This window comes from Enterobacter sp. 04-C-12-SI-ECC (genome assembly GCF_047530715.1).
GTDB classification, from domain to species: domain Bacteria; phylum Pseudomonadota; class Gammaproteobacteria; order Enterobacterales; family Enterobacteriaceae; genus Enterobacter; species Enterobacter bugandensis.
Genome location: NZ_JBLKDI010000006.1, coordinates 40,727 through 57,846 on the forward strand (window position 1 = coordinate 40,727; position 17,120 = coordinate 57,846).

General features: G+C 53.0%; 15 protein-coding genes. 8 read left to right on the forward strand and 7 right to left on the reverse strand.

The window, feature by feature from the left end; all coding sequences use genetic code 11:
- Window positions 1–90 precede the first annotated feature (90 nt).
- The 6 genes from hupB to bolA all read right to left on the reverse strand — a co-directional run bounded on the left by hupB (window position 91) and on the right by bolA (window position 7,342).
- Window positions 91–363, reverse strand: coding sequence for a nucleoid-associated protein HU-beta (gene hupB / locus ACMWL8_RS10875; RefSeq protein ID WP_002444653.1), 273 nt, complete (start codon window positions 361–363; stop codon window positions 91–93).
- 210 nt (window positions 364–573) lie between these two features.
- Complete coding sequence (gene lon, locus ACMWL8_RS10880) at window positions 574–2,928, reverse strand: endopeptidase La (RefSeq protein WP_023334706.1); 2,355 nt, start codon at window positions 2,926–2,928, stop codon at window positions 574–576.
- 183 nt (window positions 2,929–3,111) lie between these two features.
- A complete protein-coding gene (gene clpX / locus ACMWL8_RS10885) occupies window positions 3,112–4,386 on the reverse strand; it encodes an ATP-dependent protease ATP-binding subunit ClpX (RefSeq protein WP_028012161.1) in 1,275 nt (424 codons plus the stop codon).
- A 125-nt stretch (window positions 4,387–4,511) separates the two neighbouring features.
- Entirely contained in the window at window positions 4,512–5,135 is a 624-nt protein-coding gene (gene clpP / locus ACMWL8_RS10890) for an ATP-dependent Clp endopeptidase proteolytic subunit ClpP (RefSeq protein ID WP_014069126.1), read from the reverse strand.
- A 260-nt stretch (window positions 5,136–5,395) separates the two neighbouring features.
- A complete protein-coding gene (gene tig, locus ACMWL8_RS10895; RefSeq protein ID WP_008503318.1) occupies window positions 5,396–6,694 on the reverse strand; it encodes a trigger factor in 1,299 nt (432 codons plus the stop codon).
- 330 nt (window positions 6,695–7,024) lie between these two features.
- Entirely contained in the window at window positions 7,025–7,342 is a 318-nt protein-coding gene (gene bolA, locus ACMWL8_RS10900; protein WP_045259900.1) for a transcriptional regulator BolA, read from the reverse strand.
- Between the two features lie 306 nt (window positions 7,343–7,648).
- Here bolA and ACMWL8_RS10905 point away from each other — a divergent pair, with 306 nt between their 5' ends.
- The 8 genes from ACMWL8_RS10905 to ACMWL8_RS10940 all read left to right on the forward strand — a co-directional run bounded on the left by ACMWL8_RS10905 (window position 7,649) and on the right by ACMWL8_RS10940 (window position 16,520).
- Window positions 7,649–8,227 carry a lipoprotein gene (locus ACMWL8_RS10905; RefSeq protein ID WP_028012160.1) on the forward strand — a complete coding sequence of 193 codons (579 nt, stop codon included), beginning with the start codon at window positions 7,649–7,651 and terminating at the stop codon, window positions 8,225–8,227.
- A 45-nt stretch (window positions 8,228–8,272) separates the two neighbouring features.
- Window positions 8,273–9,748, forward strand: a complete 1,476-nt coding sequence (gene ampG / locus ACMWL8_RS10910; RefSeq protein ID WP_045259899.1) for a muropeptide MFS transporter AmpG — start codon at window positions 8,273–8,275, stop codon at window positions 9,746–9,748.
- A 477-nt stretch (window positions 9,749–10,225) separates the two neighbouring features.
- Window positions 10,226–11,173 carry a cytochrome o ubiquinol oxidase subunit II gene (gene cyoA, locus ACMWL8_RS10915; protein WP_008503322.1) on the forward strand — a complete coding sequence of 316 codons (948 nt, stop codon included), beginning with the start codon at window positions 10,226–10,228 and terminating at the stop codon, window positions 11,171–11,173.
- A 16-nt stretch (window positions 11,174–11,189) separates the two neighbouring features.
- Window positions 11,190–13,181, forward strand: a complete 1,992-nt coding sequence (gene cyoB, locus ACMWL8_RS10920; RefSeq protein ID WP_028012157.1) for a cytochrome o ubiquinol oxidase subunit I — start codon at window positions 11,190–11,192, stop codon at window positions 13,179–13,181.
- Complete coding sequence (locus tag ACMWL8_RS10925) at window positions 13,171–13,785, forward strand: cytochrome o ubiquinol oxidase subunit III (RefSeq protein ID WP_003859057.1); 615 nt, start codon at window positions 13,171–13,173, stop codon at window positions 13,783–13,785. The genes cyoB and ACMWL8_RS10925 overlap by 11 nt, the downstream gene beginning before the upstream one ends.
- Window positions 13,785–14,111, forward strand: coding sequence for a cytochrome o ubiquinol oxidase subunit IV (locus tag ACMWL8_RS10930; RefSeq protein ID WP_006176899.1), 327 nt, complete (start codon window positions 13,785–13,787; stop codon window positions 14,109–14,111). The genes ACMWL8_RS10925 and ACMWL8_RS10930 overlap by 1 nt, the downstream gene beginning before the upstream one ends.
- Window positions 14,112–14,122: 11 nt before the next feature.
- Entirely contained in the window at window positions 14,123–15,010 is an 888-nt protein-coding gene (gene cyoE / locus ACMWL8_RS10935) for a heme o synthase (protein ID WP_003859062.1), read from the forward strand.
- Between the two features lie 148 nt (window positions 15,011–15,158).
- A complete protein-coding gene (locus ACMWL8_RS10940; protein WP_045259898.1) occupies window positions 15,159–16,520 on the forward strand; it encodes an MFS transporter in 1,362 nt (453 codons plus the stop codon).
- A 32-nt stretch (window positions 16,521–16,552) separates the two neighbouring features.
- On the opposite strand, the gene ACMWL8_RS10945 is transcribed toward ACMWL8_RS10940, so the two are convergent.
- Window positions 16,553–17,044 carry a YajQ family cyclic di-GMP-binding protein gene (locus ACMWL8_RS10945; RefSeq protein ID WP_023293165.1) on the reverse strand — a complete coding sequence of 164 codons (492 nt, stop codon included), beginning with the start codon at window positions 17,042–17,044 and terminating at the stop codon, window positions 16,553–16,555.
- Between the last annotated feature and the right edge of the window lie 76 nt (window positions 17,045–17,120).

Sequence of the window (17,120 nt, forward strand, 5' to 3'; positions counted from 1 at the left end):
AACTCGCACAAATCAGGTCTGGACAAACAAAAAAGGCACATCAAACGATGCGCCCTTGTACTATCCGGCTTCCCTGAAACGGGAAAGCAATCAGTTTACTGCGTCTTTCAGCGCTTTACCTGCACGGAAACCCGGCACTTTAGCAGCAGCAATGGTGATCTCTTTACCGGTCTGAGGGTTGCGGCCAGTACGGGCAGCACGCTCTTTAACAGCAAAAGTACCGAAGCCTACCAGTGCAACGTCGTCCCCAGCCTGCAGAGATTCAGTAACAGAAGCAATTAATGCATCTAACGCACGTCCAGCTGCAGCTTTAGAAATATCAGCACCAGCAGCAATTTTGTCAATCAGTTGAGATTTATTCACTGTTCTCTTCCTCTCTTTATAATTTATATCGCGCCTGAGTCCTTCACAACGCGACCGCGCAGCAGTTATATCAGGCCTGCCATGACCTTACAACACCCGTTGTTGATGGCTGACCTAATCAGCAATCTAAATTAGCTATACAAAAAAAGGCTGGCAAGTGCGAAATGACTTACCAGCCTTGTTTTTATTGACGCTCTTTGCGCGAGGTCACTATTTTGCGGTTACAACCTGCATTCCGGAGGGTTCATTCTGCAATGCGAGACTGAGAACTTCCTCAATTCGCTTAACAGGATGGATCTGCAGATCGGCAATCACGTTGTCCGGAATCTCTTCCAGATCGCGTTTATTTTCGTAAGGGATCAATACGGTTTTGATCCCACCGCGGTGTGCCGCCAGCAGTTTTTCTTTTAACCCGCCGATTGGCAGGACCTGACCGCGCAGGGTGATTTCACCGGTCATTGCCACATCGGCACGTACCGGGTTGCCCGTCAGACAGGAAACCAGAGCGGTACACATGGCAATACCCGCGCTTGGGCCATCTTTCGGCGTTGCCCCTTCAGGAACGTGAACGTGAATGTCGCGTTTTTCGTAGAAATCCGGATTGATACCCAGTTTTTCCGCGCGCGCGCGCACCACGGTCAGCGCAGCCTGAATGGACTCCTGCATCACTTCACCCAGCGAGCCGGTGTAGGTCAGCTTGCCTTTGCCCGGCACACAGGCGGTTTCGATGGTCAGCAGATCGCCGCCCACTTCCGTCCATGCCAGACCGGTCACCTGACCCACGCGGTTTTCGTTATCCGCGCGGCCATAGTCGAAGCGCTGAACGCCCAGGTAGGCATGCAGATTGTCACCGTTAATCACGATGTGCTTCAGGCTCTTATCCAGCAGCAGCTGTTTTACCGCCTTACGGCACAGCTTAGATATTTCGCGCTCAAGGCTACGCACGCCCGCTTCACGGGTGTAGTAGCGAATGATGCCGATAATCGCGCTGTCCTCGACGGTCAGCTCGTTGGCTTTCAGCGCGTTACGCTCAATCTGCTTCGGCAGCAGGTGCTGTTTAGCAATGTTCAGCTTTTCGTCTTCGGTATAACCGGAGAGACGGATCACTTCCATACGGTCCAGCAGCGGGGCCGGAATGTTCATGGAGTTGGACGTTGCCACGAACATTACATCGCTGAGGTCGTAGTCCACTTCCAGATAGTGATCGCTGAACGCCACGTTCTGTTCTGGATCAAGCACTTCCAGCAGAGCAGACGCCGGGTCGCCGCGCATATCCGACGACATTTTGTCGATCTCATCAAGCAGGAATAGCGGGTTTTTAACACCCACTTTCGCCATTTTCTGGATCAGTTTACCCGGCATAGAACCGATGTAGGTACGGCGGTGACCGCGGATTTCCGCTTCATCACGCACGCCGCCCAGCGCCATACGGATGTACTTACGTCCGGTCGCTTTAGCGATGGACTGGCCCAGAGAGGTTTTACCCACCCCCGGCGGTCCTACCAGGCACAGAATTGGGCCTTTAATTTTGTTTACACGGCTTTGTACCGCGAGGTACTCAAGGATGCGGTCTTTCACGCGTTCCAGGCCGTAGTGGTCAGTATCGAGGATCTCCTGGGCCTGACGCAGGTCTTTCTTGACCTTGCTGCGGGCGTTCCACGGAACCTGCACCATCCACTCAATGTAGCCGCGCACGACGGTTGCTTCAGCCGACATCGGAGACATCATTTTCAGCTTCTGCAGTTCTGCTTCGGCTTTCTCTTTCGCCTCTTTCGGCATCTTCGCCGCGTCGATTTTACGCTTCAGCGCTTCGTTTTCGTCCGGTGCGTCGTCCATCTCGCCCAGCTCTTTCTGAATGGCCTTCATTTGCTCATTCAGATAGTACTCACGCTGAGATTTTTCCATCTGCTTTTTCACGCGGTTACGAATGCGCTTCTCAACCTGCAGCAGATCGATTTCAGACTCCATCATCGCCATCAGGTATTCCAGACGTTCGTTAACGTCGGACATCTCCAGCACGGACTGTTTGTCAGCCAGCTTCAGCGGCATGTGTGCAGCGATGGTGTCCGCCAGACGCGCAGGATCGTCGATGCTGTTCAGCGACGTCAGCACTTCTGGTGGGATTTTCTTGTTCAGCTTGATATAGCCTTCGAACTGGCTAATCGCGGTACGTACCAGCACTTCCTGCTCGCGCTCATCAAGTTCAGGCGAATCAAGGTACTCTGCCTTGGCAGAGAAGTGTTCGCCATCGTCTGACAGCGTGGTAATACGCGCACGCTGCAGGCCTTCGACCAGCACCTTCACGGTGCCGTCCGGCAGCTTCAGCATTTGTAAAATAGAGGCCACGGTCCCGACGGTGAAAAGATCGTTTACACCCGGCTCATCCGTTGATGCTTCTTTCTGGGCCACCAGCATGATTTTTTTATCATGATCCATGGCGGCTTCGAGGCAACGGATAGATTTTTCCCGCCCTACAAATAAGGGTATGACCATGTGCGGATAAACCACCACATCGCGCAACGGCAATACGGGGATTTCAATGCGTTCAGAACGCTCAGGATTCATAGAGCTCTCTCTTAGTTTAGTGTCCGCCAGGTAAGCTGGTCATGTCATAGTGCTTCACATAACCATTAACATGTATCCAGTATATGGGGATGTTTCCCACACATTCAACGCTATGAATACGGAAAAAGTAAAGGGGAGATAAAATCCCCCCTTTTTGATTAACTGCTTGTATGATTTGGTGAATTATTCGCCAGATGCCTGCTGGGCTTCCGGTTTACCGTAAATCAGCAGCGGCTTGGATTGGCCGCCGATCACGGACTCGTCGATAACCACTTTTTCGACGTCTTCCATCGACGGCAGATCGTACATGGTGTCGAGCAATGCCGCTTCAACGATAGAGCGCAAACCACGCGCACCGGTTTTACGCGCCATCGCTTTCTTGGCAATCGCATCCAGCGCTTCGTCACGGAATTCCAGCTCAACGCCTTCCAGATTGAACAGCGCCTGATACTGCTTGGTCAGCGCATTTTTCGGCTCTTTCAGGATCTGAATCAGCGCGTCTTCGCTCAGCTCATTCAGCGTTGCCACTACCGGCAGACGGCCAATGAATTCAGGGATCAGACCAAATTTGATCAGATCTTCGGGCTCAACCTGCGAAAGCAGTTCACCTTCGTTGGCTTTCTCGGACTTCGCCTTCACCGTTGCGCCAAAACCGATGCCGGAGCCGGTTTCAACACGGTGGGAAATGACTTTATCCAGACCAGCAAACGCGCCGCCGCAAATGAACAGGATCTTGGAGGTATCGACCTGCAGGAACTCCTGCTGCGGATGTTTGCGTCCACCCTGCGGCGGAACGGCCGCAACCGTACCTTCGATCAGCTTCAGCAGGGCCTGCTGCACGCCTTCACCCGACACGTCACGGGTGATGGACGGGTTGTCTGATTTACGGGAGATCTTGTCGATCTCATCAATATAAACAATCCCGCGCTGTGCTTTCTGAACGTCGTAATCGCACTTCTGCAGCAGCTTCTGAATGATGTTCTCAACGTCTTCACCCACATAACCGGCTTCGGTCAGGGTGGTGGCATCCGCCATGGTAAACGGAACATCCAGCAGGCGCGCCAGGGTTTCCGCCAGCAGCGTTTTACCGGAGCCGGTTGGCCCGATCAGCAGAATGTTACTTTTGCCCAGTTCTACGCCATTGCTGGTGTCGCCGTTACGCAGACGTTTGTAGTGGTTGTATACCGCCACCGCCAGCACTTTCTTGGCCTGCTCCTGACCGATGACATAGTCGTCAAGGTGATGACGAATCTCATGCGGCGTTGGCAATGCGCTACGCTCACGGTGCGGCGCAACTTCTTTAATCTCTTCGCGAATGATGTCGTTACATAAATCGACGCATTCGTCGCAGATATACACGGACGGCCCGGCAATCAGTTTACGCACTTCATGCTGGCTTTTGCCGCAAAAAGAGCAGTACAGCAGTTTGCCCGAACCATCTTTGCGTTTATCTGTCATGAGTCCAAACCTCTTTTTAAGTTCTTTGTGCCGCACATGACGACGCAAATGCCATTCTAAGACGCGTGTGCTTTAAGCAGCGTGCCGCCCTACCTTAGTATAGCGGCACACTCGCGTCGCGGGCATCAATTACGATGGGTCAATACGGAGTCGACTAAGCCGTACTCAACTGCCTCTGGAGCAGAGAGGAAGCGATCGCGCTCGGTATCGCGCTCGATCTGCTCAAGAGATTGACCTGTATGCTGCGCCATAAGTTCATTCATGCGCGCTTTTACTTTCAGAATTTCGCGGGCGTGGATTTCGATATCCGTCGCCTGCCCCTGGTAACCCCCCAGCGGCTGGTGAATCATCACGCGGGAGTTAGGCAGGCAGAAACGCTTACCTTTCGCCCCTGCGGTTAACAGGAAGGCCCCCATGGATGCAGCCTGCCCCATACAGATAGTGCTGACATCTGGCTTGATGAACTGCATGGTGTCATAAATGGACATGCCCGCCGTAATCACACCGCCAGGCGAGTTGATGTACAGGTAAATGTCTTTTTCCGGGTTTTCCGCTTCCAGGAACAGCATCTGCGCCACGATCAGGTTAGCCATATGGTCTTCTACCTGGCCGGTCAGAAAGATAACGCGTTCCTTGAGCAGACGGGAATAGATATCGAAAGAACGCTCACCGCGTGAGGTCTGTTCAATAACCATTGGCACCAGCGCCATATGGGGTGCAAAGTTATCTCGTTCGCCACTGTATGACATTTCCGTCTCCTGGTTCAAAATTGAAAACACCTGCTGTACTGATTGTAACCTTATGGACGGATTATCAGCCAGTCTCAATCATCGTGATTACATACTTATGGGGTTCGCCACGCCCTATTTCAAGCATAACAACCTTTTGTTGTAACGCTAACACTGAAAGGGCGTTTTAGCACCCTTCCAGAACCCCTGCAGCGATAAAAAAAACCCGTCGCCGGAAGGCAACGGGTTTTTTGTTCAAACTTTAAACCGTTAGAGCGAAATTACGCCTGCTGGTTCATCAGTTCGTTGAAAGAGGTCGCTTTTTCGGTCACTTTCGCTTTCGCCAGTACCGCTTCAACAGCCTGCTCTTCCAGTGCGACGTTGCGCATGTTGTCCATCAGCTCTTTGTTCTTACCGTAGAACTCGATCACTTCTGATGGATCTTCGTATGCAGACGCCATCTCTTCGATCAGGCCCTTCACACGCTCTTCGTCAGCTTTCAGCTCGTGGGTACGAATCACTTCGCCCAGCAGCAGGCCAACAACAACGCGGCGTTTCGCTTGCTCTTCGAACAGCTCACGCGGCAGTTCCATCGCTTGCTGCTGGTTGCCACCGAAGCGCTGTGCAGCCTGACGGCGCAGCACATCGATTTCGCTGTCGATCAGGGCAGCAGGAACGTCGATTTCGTTCGCTTTTACCAGACCTTCAATCGCCTGAGATTTCACGCGGTTACGCACAGCACCGTTCAGCTCGCGCTCCATGTTCTTACGCACTTCGGTACGCAGGCCAGCAACAGAACCATCTTCCACGCCGAAACGCTTGATGAACTCTTCAGTCAGTTCTGGCAGTTCGCGCTCTTCAACTTTCTTCAGGTTGATGACGAACTTCGCTGCTTTACCTTTCAGGTTTTCAGCGTGGTACTCTTCAGGGAAGGTCACGTCGATGGTGAACTCTTCGCCCGCTTTGTGGCCTTTGATGCCGTCTTCGAAGCCTGGGATCATACGACCCTGGCCCATTGCCAGTACGAAATCAGACGCTTTGCCGCCTTCGAACTCTTCGCCGTCTACAGAACCGGTGAAGTCGATGGTTACGCGGTCTTCCGCGTCAACAGCGCCTTCTTTCTCTTTCCAGTTCGCCTGCTGCTTACGCAGGGTGTCCAGCATGCCGTCAACGTCTTCGTCAGTCACGGAAACGATCGGTTTTTCAACTTCGATAGATTCCAGGCCTTTCAGCTCAACTTCCGGGTACACTTCGAACTCTACGGAGTAGGTGAAGTCTTCGCCCAGTTTGTATTCGCCTGGCACGTAGTTTGGCGCGCCGGCTGGATTGATTTTTTCTTTGATGATCGCGTCGATAAAGTTGCGGCTCATCAGTTCACCCAGCACATCCTGACGCACGGAAGCGCCATAACGCTGAGCAACAACATTCATTGGTACTTTGCCCTTACGGAAGCCGTCAATACGTACTTTTTTTGCTACGTTGACCAGCTCGCTTTTCACAGCAGTTTCGATGCTGTCAGCAGCGATAGTAATCGTTACACGGCGGCCAAGGCCTTGAGTGGTTTCAACTGAAACTTGCATCTTGTTACCTCAAAAAAATCACAGTGCTCGGTCAACTCTGAATCTGTCTGTTATACCGGGATGCTCTCTTAGTGCAGATTCACATTCCCTGTCGCCAGAATCATCCCGAAGACATTCAATAAGACGCGGCATTATAGCGGCATCACTTAGGTGAGTCGAGAACGGTTGGAGCATGTTGCTGCGGCTTTTTTCACACTTTAAGGCTATTTTTAGCCTTAAAATCGCACCATCCGCTCAAAACTCAGACAAAACAAAACGGCCCGGAGGCCGTTTTGAGGAAATCTGTAAGCAACATACTGGAAAAACTCCAGCCGTTGCAAATCCGATTTATCAGGCGATGGTGCCTGCACCGCGACAAGGCGGCGACGCAAAAACCGTATCCTGCAAGCCTTCCCATTCCTTAATGGTGTAGGTATGCAGTGCCAGCGCATACACGGTCGTGGAGAGTTCTTCCGTCAAGGTGCTGTAGATCAGGCGATGTCGGTTCAGGAAACGTTCTCCCGTGAAGCGATCGCTAACCAGAACCACTTTAAAGTGGCTTTCAGAACCTGCCGGCACGTTATGACGATAGCTTTCGTCGACGACTTCGAGGAACACAGGGTTGAACGCTGCCCTTAATTTTTCTTCTATCTGTTCACGTATCATCATGAAATTACTCCTCCGACAACGCTAAGATGTCACCCATCCCTTTAAATGTTAGCCGCTTTTACCGTTTCCATTACACCTTGACAACAAATATTTAGCTTTCGTCTGATTTTCTCATTCAAATGCATGAAGTTCACTGTGAGACTCATACCTGTCGTCTCTGGCGGGAGGAGAAAAAGGATGAGCTGGTCAGTTTTCAGACAAGACGATGAATTTACATGCGTTGACCACTTCCCCTGGCCGTAGTCGATGATATGATGGCGGCAATTTTTCTCTCTTTAATGCTTACGATTCGTTGAGAACCTGAAAATGTTTAAAAAACTCTTCTTTCCGTTGGTAGCCCTTTTTATGCTGGCAGGCTGTGCGACTCCGCCTACCACTATTGATGTCTCACCAAAAATCACCCTGCCTCAGCAGGACCCAAGCCTGATGGGCGTCACCGTGAGCATTAACGGTGCCGATCAGCGTCAGGACCAGGCGCTGGCAAAAGTAACCCGCGACAACCAGCAGGTGACGCTGACCGCGTCCCGCGACCTGCGCTTCCTGCTGCAGGAAGTGCTTGAGAAGCAAATGACCGCTCGCGGTTACATGATTGGCCCAAGCGGCGCGGTTGATCTGCAGATTATCGTCAACAACCTGTACGCAGACGTCTCTCAGGGCAACGTGCGCTACAACATTGCGACCAAAGCGGATATCGCCATCATTGCCACCGCGAAGAACGGCAACAAGATGACCAAAAACTACCGCGCCAGCTACTCTGTTGAAGGCGCGTTCCAGGCCTCTAACAAGAATATTGCTAACGCCGTTAACAGCGTGCTGACGGACACCATCGCCGATATGGCGCAGGACACCAGCATTCACGACTTTATCAAGCAGAACGCACGTTAATCCTGCTCACTGACCCGGTGCTTCACCGGGTCAGTTCATAAGAACATGTCCAGTCACTACTTACGCATTTTCCAGCAACCGAAATCAGCAATTCTGCTGATCCTCGGCTTTGCCTCCGGTTTACCCCTCGCGCTCACCTCCGGCACGCTTCAGGCGTGGATGACGGTTGAGAACATCGATCTCAAAACCATTGGTTTCTTCTCGCTTGTCGGTCAGGCGTATGTCTTTAAGTTCCTGTGGTCGCCGGTGATGGATCGCTATACGCCGCCGTTTCTGGGGCGTCGTCGCGGCTGGTTAGTGATGACACAGGTCCTGCTGCTGCTGGCGATTGCGGCGATGGGCTTTCTTGAGCCGACCACACAGCTCCGCTGGATGGCCGCGCTTGCGGTGATGATAGCCTTCTGTTCCGCCTCTCAGGATATCGTGTTCGACGCCTGGAAGACGGACGTGTTACCTGCGGAAGAGCGCGGTGCCGGTGCGGCGATCAGCGTGCTGGGCTATCGCCTCGGGATGCTGGTCTCCGGCGGGCTGGCTTTGTGGCTGGCCGACCGTTATCTCGGCTGGCAGGGTATGTACTGGCTGATGGCTGCCCTGCTCATCCCCTGCATTATCGCTACGCTATTTGCACCCGAACCGAGCGACGTCATTCCGGTTCCCCGCTCGCTGGAGCAGGCCGTGGCCGAACCGCTGCGTGACTTTTTTGGCCGCAACAATGCCTGGCTGATCCTGCTGCTCATCGTCCTTTATAAGCTGGGCGATGCCTTTGCCATGAGCCTGACCACCACCTTCCTGATCCGCGGCGTCGGTTTTGATGCCGGTGAAGTGGGCGTGGTGAATAAAACGCTGGGGCTGTTTGCGACCATCGTCGGCGCGCTTTACGGCGGGGTATTGATGCAGCGCCTGACGCTGTTCCGCGCGCTGCTGATCTTCGGCATCCTGCAGGGCGCATCTAACGCGGGCTACTGGCTGCTGTCGGTGACTGACAAGCATATGTTCAGCATGGCCGCGGCGGTGTTCTTTGAAAATCTCTGTGGCGGCATGGGGACGGCGGCGTTTGTCGCCCTGCTGATGACTCTGTGCAATAAATCGTTTTCCGCTACGCAGTTTGCGCTGCTCTCGGCGCTCTCGGCAGTTGGCCGCGTGTACGTAGGTCCGATTGCCGGCTGGTTTGTAGAAGCCCACGGCTGGCCAACGTTTTATCTCTTCTCGGTCGCGGCTGCCGTGCCGGGGATTTTATTATTGCTGGTGTGTCGCCAGACGCTGGAATATACCCAGCGGACCGAACACTTTATGCCGCGTACTGAATATCACCGCGCCTACCGATTTGCGTTACGTCTGCTAATGGCGGGCTGCGGCGCGCTGGCGCTATGGCTTGTGGTACTTATCGTTAACGCCAGTACGTCTCTGGCGCTCCCCCTCGAAGCTCTTCTGCTGGACGCAGGAGCCCTGCTGGCCATCGCCGGGATCCTGACGGGCGGTCTGCTCGATTTTATGGCATTGCGTAAAACGCAGATGACCTGAAGAAAAAGTGAAAGGTTATTTCCCGTTGTAATCACTAACCGAAATTATAACGGTGAAATAGCCAACAGCCGCTAAAAAAATATTTGTTGTTTTGTGCGGGATAGGATTTGGAAATTATTGGAGCCAATTCCAAAACGCTATTTTTCATTAAACGATTCAGCATTGGAAAGTTTGATTTTTCGTTTTTTAGATGTCTTTTTATTGATAATTAATTGTTAATTTTTTGTATATTTTTAACAATGGTTATACCAATTGCCCCTTTTAGGGTATGCTTGGGGGTCCTTTCGTTATAAAGCCCATATCATGCGGCTTCGGTCATAAAAACCGACATAATCTGCAACACTTGTGACACGTGCGGCAGAACCCGGTAACACCTTCCTGACACAGGCCTAATGATGTTTACAGTAATGTAACCTTCCCGTAAAATGCCCGCACACTTTAAACGCCACCAGACTCCCGTGGAATTGAGGTCGTTAAATGAGACTCAGGAAATACAATAAAAGTTTGGGATGGTTGTCATTATTCGCAGGTACTGTATTACTCAGTGGCTGTGATTCTGCACTACTAGACCCCAAAGGACAGATTGGACTGGAACAACGTTCACTGATATTGACGGCTTTTGGCCTGATGTTGATTGTGGTTATTCCTGCCATTTTGATGGCTGTTGGTTTCGCCTGGAAGTATCGTGCGAGCAATAAAGATGCGAAGTATAGCCCGAACTGGTCACACTCCAACAAAGTTGAAGCTGTGGTCTGGACGGTACCTATCCTGATCATCCTGTTCCTTGCCGTGCTGACCTGGAAAACCACTCACGCACTTGAGCCAAGCAAGCCGCTGGTTCACGATGAAAAACCTATTACCATTGAAGTGGTCTCCATGGACTGGAAATGGTTCTTCATCTATCCAGAGCAGGGCATTGCTACCGTGAATGAAATCGCCTTCCCGGCGAACACTCCGGTTCAGTTCAAAGTGACCTCCAACTCCGTAATGAACTCCTTCTTCATCCCGCGTCTGGGTAGCCAGATTTACGCGATGGCCGGTATGCAGACGAACCTGCATCTGATCGCGAATGAAGCAGGCACCTACGATGGTATCTCCGCCAGCTATAGCGGCCCGGGCTTCTCAGGTATGAAGTTCAAAGCTATTGCGACGCCGGACCGTGCCGCTTTCGACCAGTGGGTTGAAAAAGCGAAGCAGTCTCCAAACACCATGTCTGACATGGCGGCGTTCGAAAAAGTGGCTGCACCTAGCGAATACAACAAGGTGGAGTACTTCTCTAACGTGAAACCAGATTTGTTCAAAGACGTTATTGGCAAATTTATGGATCACGGCAAGAGCATGGACATGACCCAGCCAGAAGGCGAGCACAGCGCGCACGAAGGTATGGAAGGCATGGACATGAGCCACGCGGAAACCGCTCACTAAGGGGCCGAGGAAGAAAATGTTCGGAAAATTGACACTGGATGCAGTGCCCTACCATGAACCGATTATCATGGTTACGGTGGCTGCAATTATCATTGGTGGCGCGGCCTTAGTTGGCCTGATCACTTACTTCGGTAAGTGGAGCTACCTGTGGAATGAGTGGCTGACTTCGGTTGACCACAAAAAACTCGGTATCATGTACTGCATCGTCGGTATCGTCATGTTAATTCGTGGCTTTGCGGATGCAATCATGATGCGTAGCCAGCAGGCACTCGCGTCTGCGGGCGAAGCCGGCTTCCTGCCACCGCACCACTACGATCAGATCTTTACCGCCCACGGCGTTATCATGATCTTCTTCGTGGCGATGCCGCTGGTAATCGGTCTGATGAACGTTGTCGTTCCGCTGCAAATTGGCGCGCGCGACGTAGCGTTCCCGTTCCTGAACAACCTGAGCTTCTGGTTCACGGTTGTCGGCGTTATCCTGGTTAACCTGTCACTGGGCGTGGGCGAATTTGCACAGACCGGCTGGCTGGCTTACCCACCGCTTTCGGGAATTGAGTACAGTCCGGGTGTAGGCGTTGACTACTGGATTTGGGCGCTTCAGCTCTCCGGTGTCGGTACCACCCTGACCGGTATCAACTTCTTCGTGACCATCCTGAAGATGCGTGCACCAGGTATGACGATGTTCAAGATGCCAGTATTTACCTGGGCATCTCTGTGCGCCAACGTACTGATTATCGCGTCGTTCCCAATTCTGACCGTCACCATCGCGCTGCTGACCCTGGACCGCTACCTGGGCACCCATTTCTTCACGAATGATATGGGTGGCAACATGATGATGTACATCAACCTGATTTGGGCCTGGGGTCACCCGGAAGTGTACATTCTGGTTCTGCCTGTTTTCGGTGTGTTCTCCGAAATCGCGGCAACCTTCTCGCGTAAGCGTCTGTTTGGTTACACCTCTCTGGTGTGGGCAACCGTGTGTATTACCGTTCTGTCGTTCATCGTTTGGCTGCACCACTTCTTTACCATGGGTGCGGGCGCGAACGTAAACGCCTTCTTCGGTATCACCACCATGATTATCGCCATCCCTACCGGGGTGAAGATCTTCAACTGGCTGTTCACCATGTACCAGGGCCGTATCGTGTTCCACTCAGCAATGCTGTGGACCATCGGCTTCATCGTGACCTTCTCCGTAGGTGGGATGACCGGCGTACTGCTGGCGGTGCCAGGTGCTGACTTCGTTCTGCACAACAGCCTGTTCCTGATTGCGCACTTCCATAACGTTATCATCGGCGGTGTGGTCTTCGGCTGCTTCGCAGGTGTGACTTACTGGTGGCCTAAGGCGTTTGGCTTCACGCTGAACGAAACCTGGGGTAAACGCGCGTTCTGGTTCTGGATCATTGGCTTCTTCGTGGCGTTTATGCCGCTGTACGTGCTGGGCTTCATGGGTATGACCCGTCGTCTGAGCCAGCAGATCGATCCGCAGTTCCACCCAATGCTGATGGTTGCAGCGGGCGGTGCAGCGCTGATTGCCTGCGGTATTCTGTGCCAGCTGATTCAGTACTACGTGTCCATCCGCGACCGTAACCTGAACCGCGACCTGACCGGTGACCCATGGGGTGGCCGTACGCTGGAGTGGGCAACCTCTTCTCCACCACCGTTCTATAACTTTGCCGTAGTGCCGCACATTCACGAGCGTGACGCATTCTGGGAAATGAAAGAAAAAGGTGAAGCGTACAAGCAACCTGAGCATTACGAAGAGATCCATATGCCGAAAAACAGCGCTGCGGGCATCGTGATTGCCGCTTTCGCAACGGTATTTGGTTTCGCAATGATCTGGCACATCTGGTGGATGGCGATTGTTGGCTTCGCTGGCATCGTAATCAGCTGGATTGTGAAGAGCTTTGACGAGGACGTGGACTACTACGTACCAGTCCGTGAAGTTGAAAAGCTGGAAAATCAGCATTTCGACGAGATTTCTAAAGCGGGGCTGAAAAATGGCAACTGATACTCTGGCGCACTCAACTGCCCACGCGCATGAACATGCGCACCATGATACAGGACCGACCAAAGTCTTCGGTTTCTGGATCTACCTGATGAGCGACTGCATTCTGTTCTGCTGTCTGTTCGCGACCTATGCCGTTCTGGTGAACGGCACAGCGGGCGGCCCGACCGGCAAGGACATTTTTGAACTGCCGTTCGTTCTGGTTGAAACCGCACTGCTGTTATTCAGCTCCATCACCTACGGCATGGCGGCTATCGCCATGTACAAAAACAACAAGAGCCAGGTTGTCTCCTGGCTGGCGTTGACCTGGCTGTTTGGTGCTGGCTTTATCGGGATGGAAATCTATGAATTCCACCACCTGATTATGGAAGGCTTCGGTCCGGATCGCAGTGGCTTCCTGTCCGCGTTCTTCGCGCTGGTGGGTACCCACGGTCTGCACGTGACCTCGGGTCTGATCTGGATGGCAGTACTGATGTTCCAGATCTCCCGCCGCGGCCTGACCAGCACTAACCGTACCCGTATCATGTGCCTGAGCCTGTTCTGGCACTTCCTGGACGTGGTATGGATCTGCGTGTTCTCTGTTGTCTATCTGATGGGGGCGATGTAATGAGTCATTCTAACGATCATGGCGCTTCCCACGGCAGCGTAAAAACCTACATGACAGGTTTCATCCTGTCGATCATCCTGACGGTGATCCCGTTCTGGATGGTGATGAGCGGTTCTGCGTCCAAGCCGGTTATCCTGGGAGCAATCCTGGTGACCGCGGTGATTCAGATTCTGGTGCATCTGGTTTGCTTCCTGCACATGAACACCAAGTCCGATGAAGGCTGGAATATGACTGCCTTTATCTTTACCGTGATTATCATCGCTATCCTGGTAGTCGGTTCCATCTGGATTATGTGGAACCTCAACTACAACATGATGGTTCACTAAGAGCGGCGAGTATGTTTAAGCAATACCTGCAAGTCACGAAACCAGGCATCATCTTTGGCAACCTGATCTCCGTAATCGGAGGGTTCCTGCTGGCCTCTAAAGGCAGCATTGATTACACCCTCTTTATTTACACGCTGGTCGGTGTGTCACTGGTGGTTGCGTCCGGTTGTGTATTTAACAACTACATCGACATGGATATCGACAAGAAGATGGAAAGGACCAAGAATCGGGTGCTGGTTAAAGGCCTGATTGCCCCTTCCGTCTCGCTGGTGTACGCCACCTTGCTGGGTATTGCTGGCTTTATGCTGCTGTGGTTTGGTGCTAACCCGCTGGCCTGCTGGCTGGGGGTGATGGGGTTCGTGGTGTATGTAGGCGTCTACAGCCTGTATATGAAGCGTCACTCCGTCTACGGCACGCTGATTGGTTCTCTCTCCGGCGCTGCGCCGCCGGTGATTGGCTACTGCGCCGTCACGAACGAGTTCGACAGCGGTGCGCTCATCCTGCTGGCTATCTTTAGCCTGTGGCAGATGCCGCACTCCTATGCCATCGCGATTTTCCGCTTCAAGGATTATCAGGCGGCGAACATTCCGGTTCTGCCGGTCGTGAAGGGCATTTCAGTTGCCAAGAACCACATCACGCTCTACATCATCGCTTTTGCCGTGGCAACGCTGATGCTTTCTCTGGGCGGTTACGCCGGATATAAATATCTGGTGGTAGCGGCCGCGGTGAGCGTCTGGTGGCTCGGCATGGCCCTGCGCGGCTACAAGGTGGAAGATGACAAAGTCTGGGCACGCAAGCTGTTTGTGTTCTCGATTGTCGCCATCACCTCCCTGTCCGTGATGATGTCCGTAGACTTCATGGTGCCGGACTCGCAAAACCTGCTGACTTACGTCTGGTAAGTTTATGTGATGATGAAAAGGGTGCTTCGGCACCCTTTTTTATTCACGAAATCTATTAATTACGCATGTAATATTTGTTAAATAAGCCTTTATTTACCCCGCCCCTTCCCCGCACTACACTATGGCCTGCTTTTAAATTGAGGTGGTAATGAACGATTATAAAATGACGCCGGGCGAGCTGCGTGCGACCTGGGGTTTAGGGACTGTTTTCTCGCTGCGGATGCTTGGCATGTTTATGGTCCTGCCCGTTCTGACCACGTACGGCATGGCGTTACAGGGTGCCAGCGAAGCGCTGATTGGCCTTGCTATTGGCATTTACGGTCTGGCGCAGGCGGTGTTCCAGATCCCCTTTGGCCTGCTCTCTGATCGGGTGGGCCGCAAGCCGCTGATTGTCGGCGGGCTGCTGGTCTTTGTGCTCGGGAGCGTTATTGCCGCCCTCTCCCACTCCATCTGGGGCATTATTTTGGGCCGCGCCCTGCAGGGCTCCGGTGCGATTGCCGCCGCGGTGATGGCGCTGCTGTCAGATTTAACCCGTGAGCAAAACCGCACCAAAGCGATGGCGTTCATCGGCGTGAGCTTTGGCGTAACGTTTGCGATTGCGATGGTGCTCGGTCCCATCATTACGCACAAACTGGGTCTGCACGCCCTGTTCTGGATGATTGCGGTGCTGGCGACTATCGGGATCGCACTCACCCTGTGGGTTGTGCCAGACAGTAAAAATCACGTCCTTAACCGTGAATCCGGGATGGTTAAAGGCTGCTTTAGCAAAGTCATCGCCGAGCCGCGTCTGCTAAAGCTTAACTTCGGCATTATGTGCCTGCATATTCTGCTGATGTCCACCTTCGTCGCCCTGCCCGGCCAGCTTGCCGCAGCAGGTTTCCCGGCGGCCGAGCACTGGAAAATTTATCTGGTCACGATGCTGATTTCGTTTGTCTCTGTCGTGCCGTTCATCATCTACGCCGAAGTGAAGCGCAAAATGAAGCGCGTCTTCGTGGGCTGCGTGGCGTTACTGCTGATTGCCGAGATCGTGCTGTGGGGTGCCGGCCCGCACTTCTGGGAGCTGATCGCAGGCGTGCAGCTCTTCTTCCTGGCGTTTAATCTGATGGAAGCGCTGCTGCCGTCGCTGATCAGCAAAGAGTCCCCCGCCGGTTACAAAGGCACGGCAATGGGCATTTACTCCACCAGCCAGTTCCTCGGCGTGGCGATCGGCGGCTCGCTTGGCGGCTGGGTCGACGGCCTGTTTGATTCACAAACCGTGTTTCTCGCGGGCGCGCTGCTGGCAACAGTCTGGCTGCTGGTCGCCAGCACCATGAAAGAGCCACGCTACGTGAGCAGCCTGCGGGTAGAAATCCCGGATGACGTGGAGATTAGCGACGCGCTGAAGCAGCGTCTGGAAGGAAAAGAAGGGGTCACAGAGGTGCTGATTGTTCCCGAAGAGCGCAGCGCTTATGTCAAAATTGACAGCAAAGTGACCAACCGCTTTGAGGTGGAGCAGGCGCTGAAGGCCTGAAAAAAAGCCCGGTTGAACCGGGCTTTTTTGTCTTAATCGCGGAAGTTTTTAAACTGGAAAGGTTGACCCAAATCCCCGCCGCGCACCAGCGCCATCACGGACTGCAGGTCGTCGCGGGATTTTCCGGTGACGCGAATCTCTTCGCCCTGGATCTGCGCCTGCACCTTCAGCTTGCTGTCTTTAATCAGCTTAACAATCTTCTTCTGCACCGCGCTCTCGATGCCCTGCTTCAGTTTGGCTTCTACAAACCAGTTCTTACCGCTGTGGACAAACTCGTCCGGCACGTCCAGAGACGTTCCTTCGATGCCACGTTTTAACAGCTTGGCGCGCAGAATGTCGAGCAGCTGATTCACCTGGAAATCAGACTCGCTCAGCACCTTAATGGTCTTATTTGCGTCGTTCAGCTCAAACGACGCCTCAACGCCGCGAAAATCGAAACGTGACTCAACTTCGCGGGTTGCGTTCTCAACGCCGTTGCGAACTTCCTGGATATCAACTTCGGAAACAATATCGAAAGATGGCATCTTTTCTTCTCCCTTCACTTTTGTTGCGTTGCATAATACCCGCTACGAGGCATAACTCAACAGAAGCTTAGCTGTA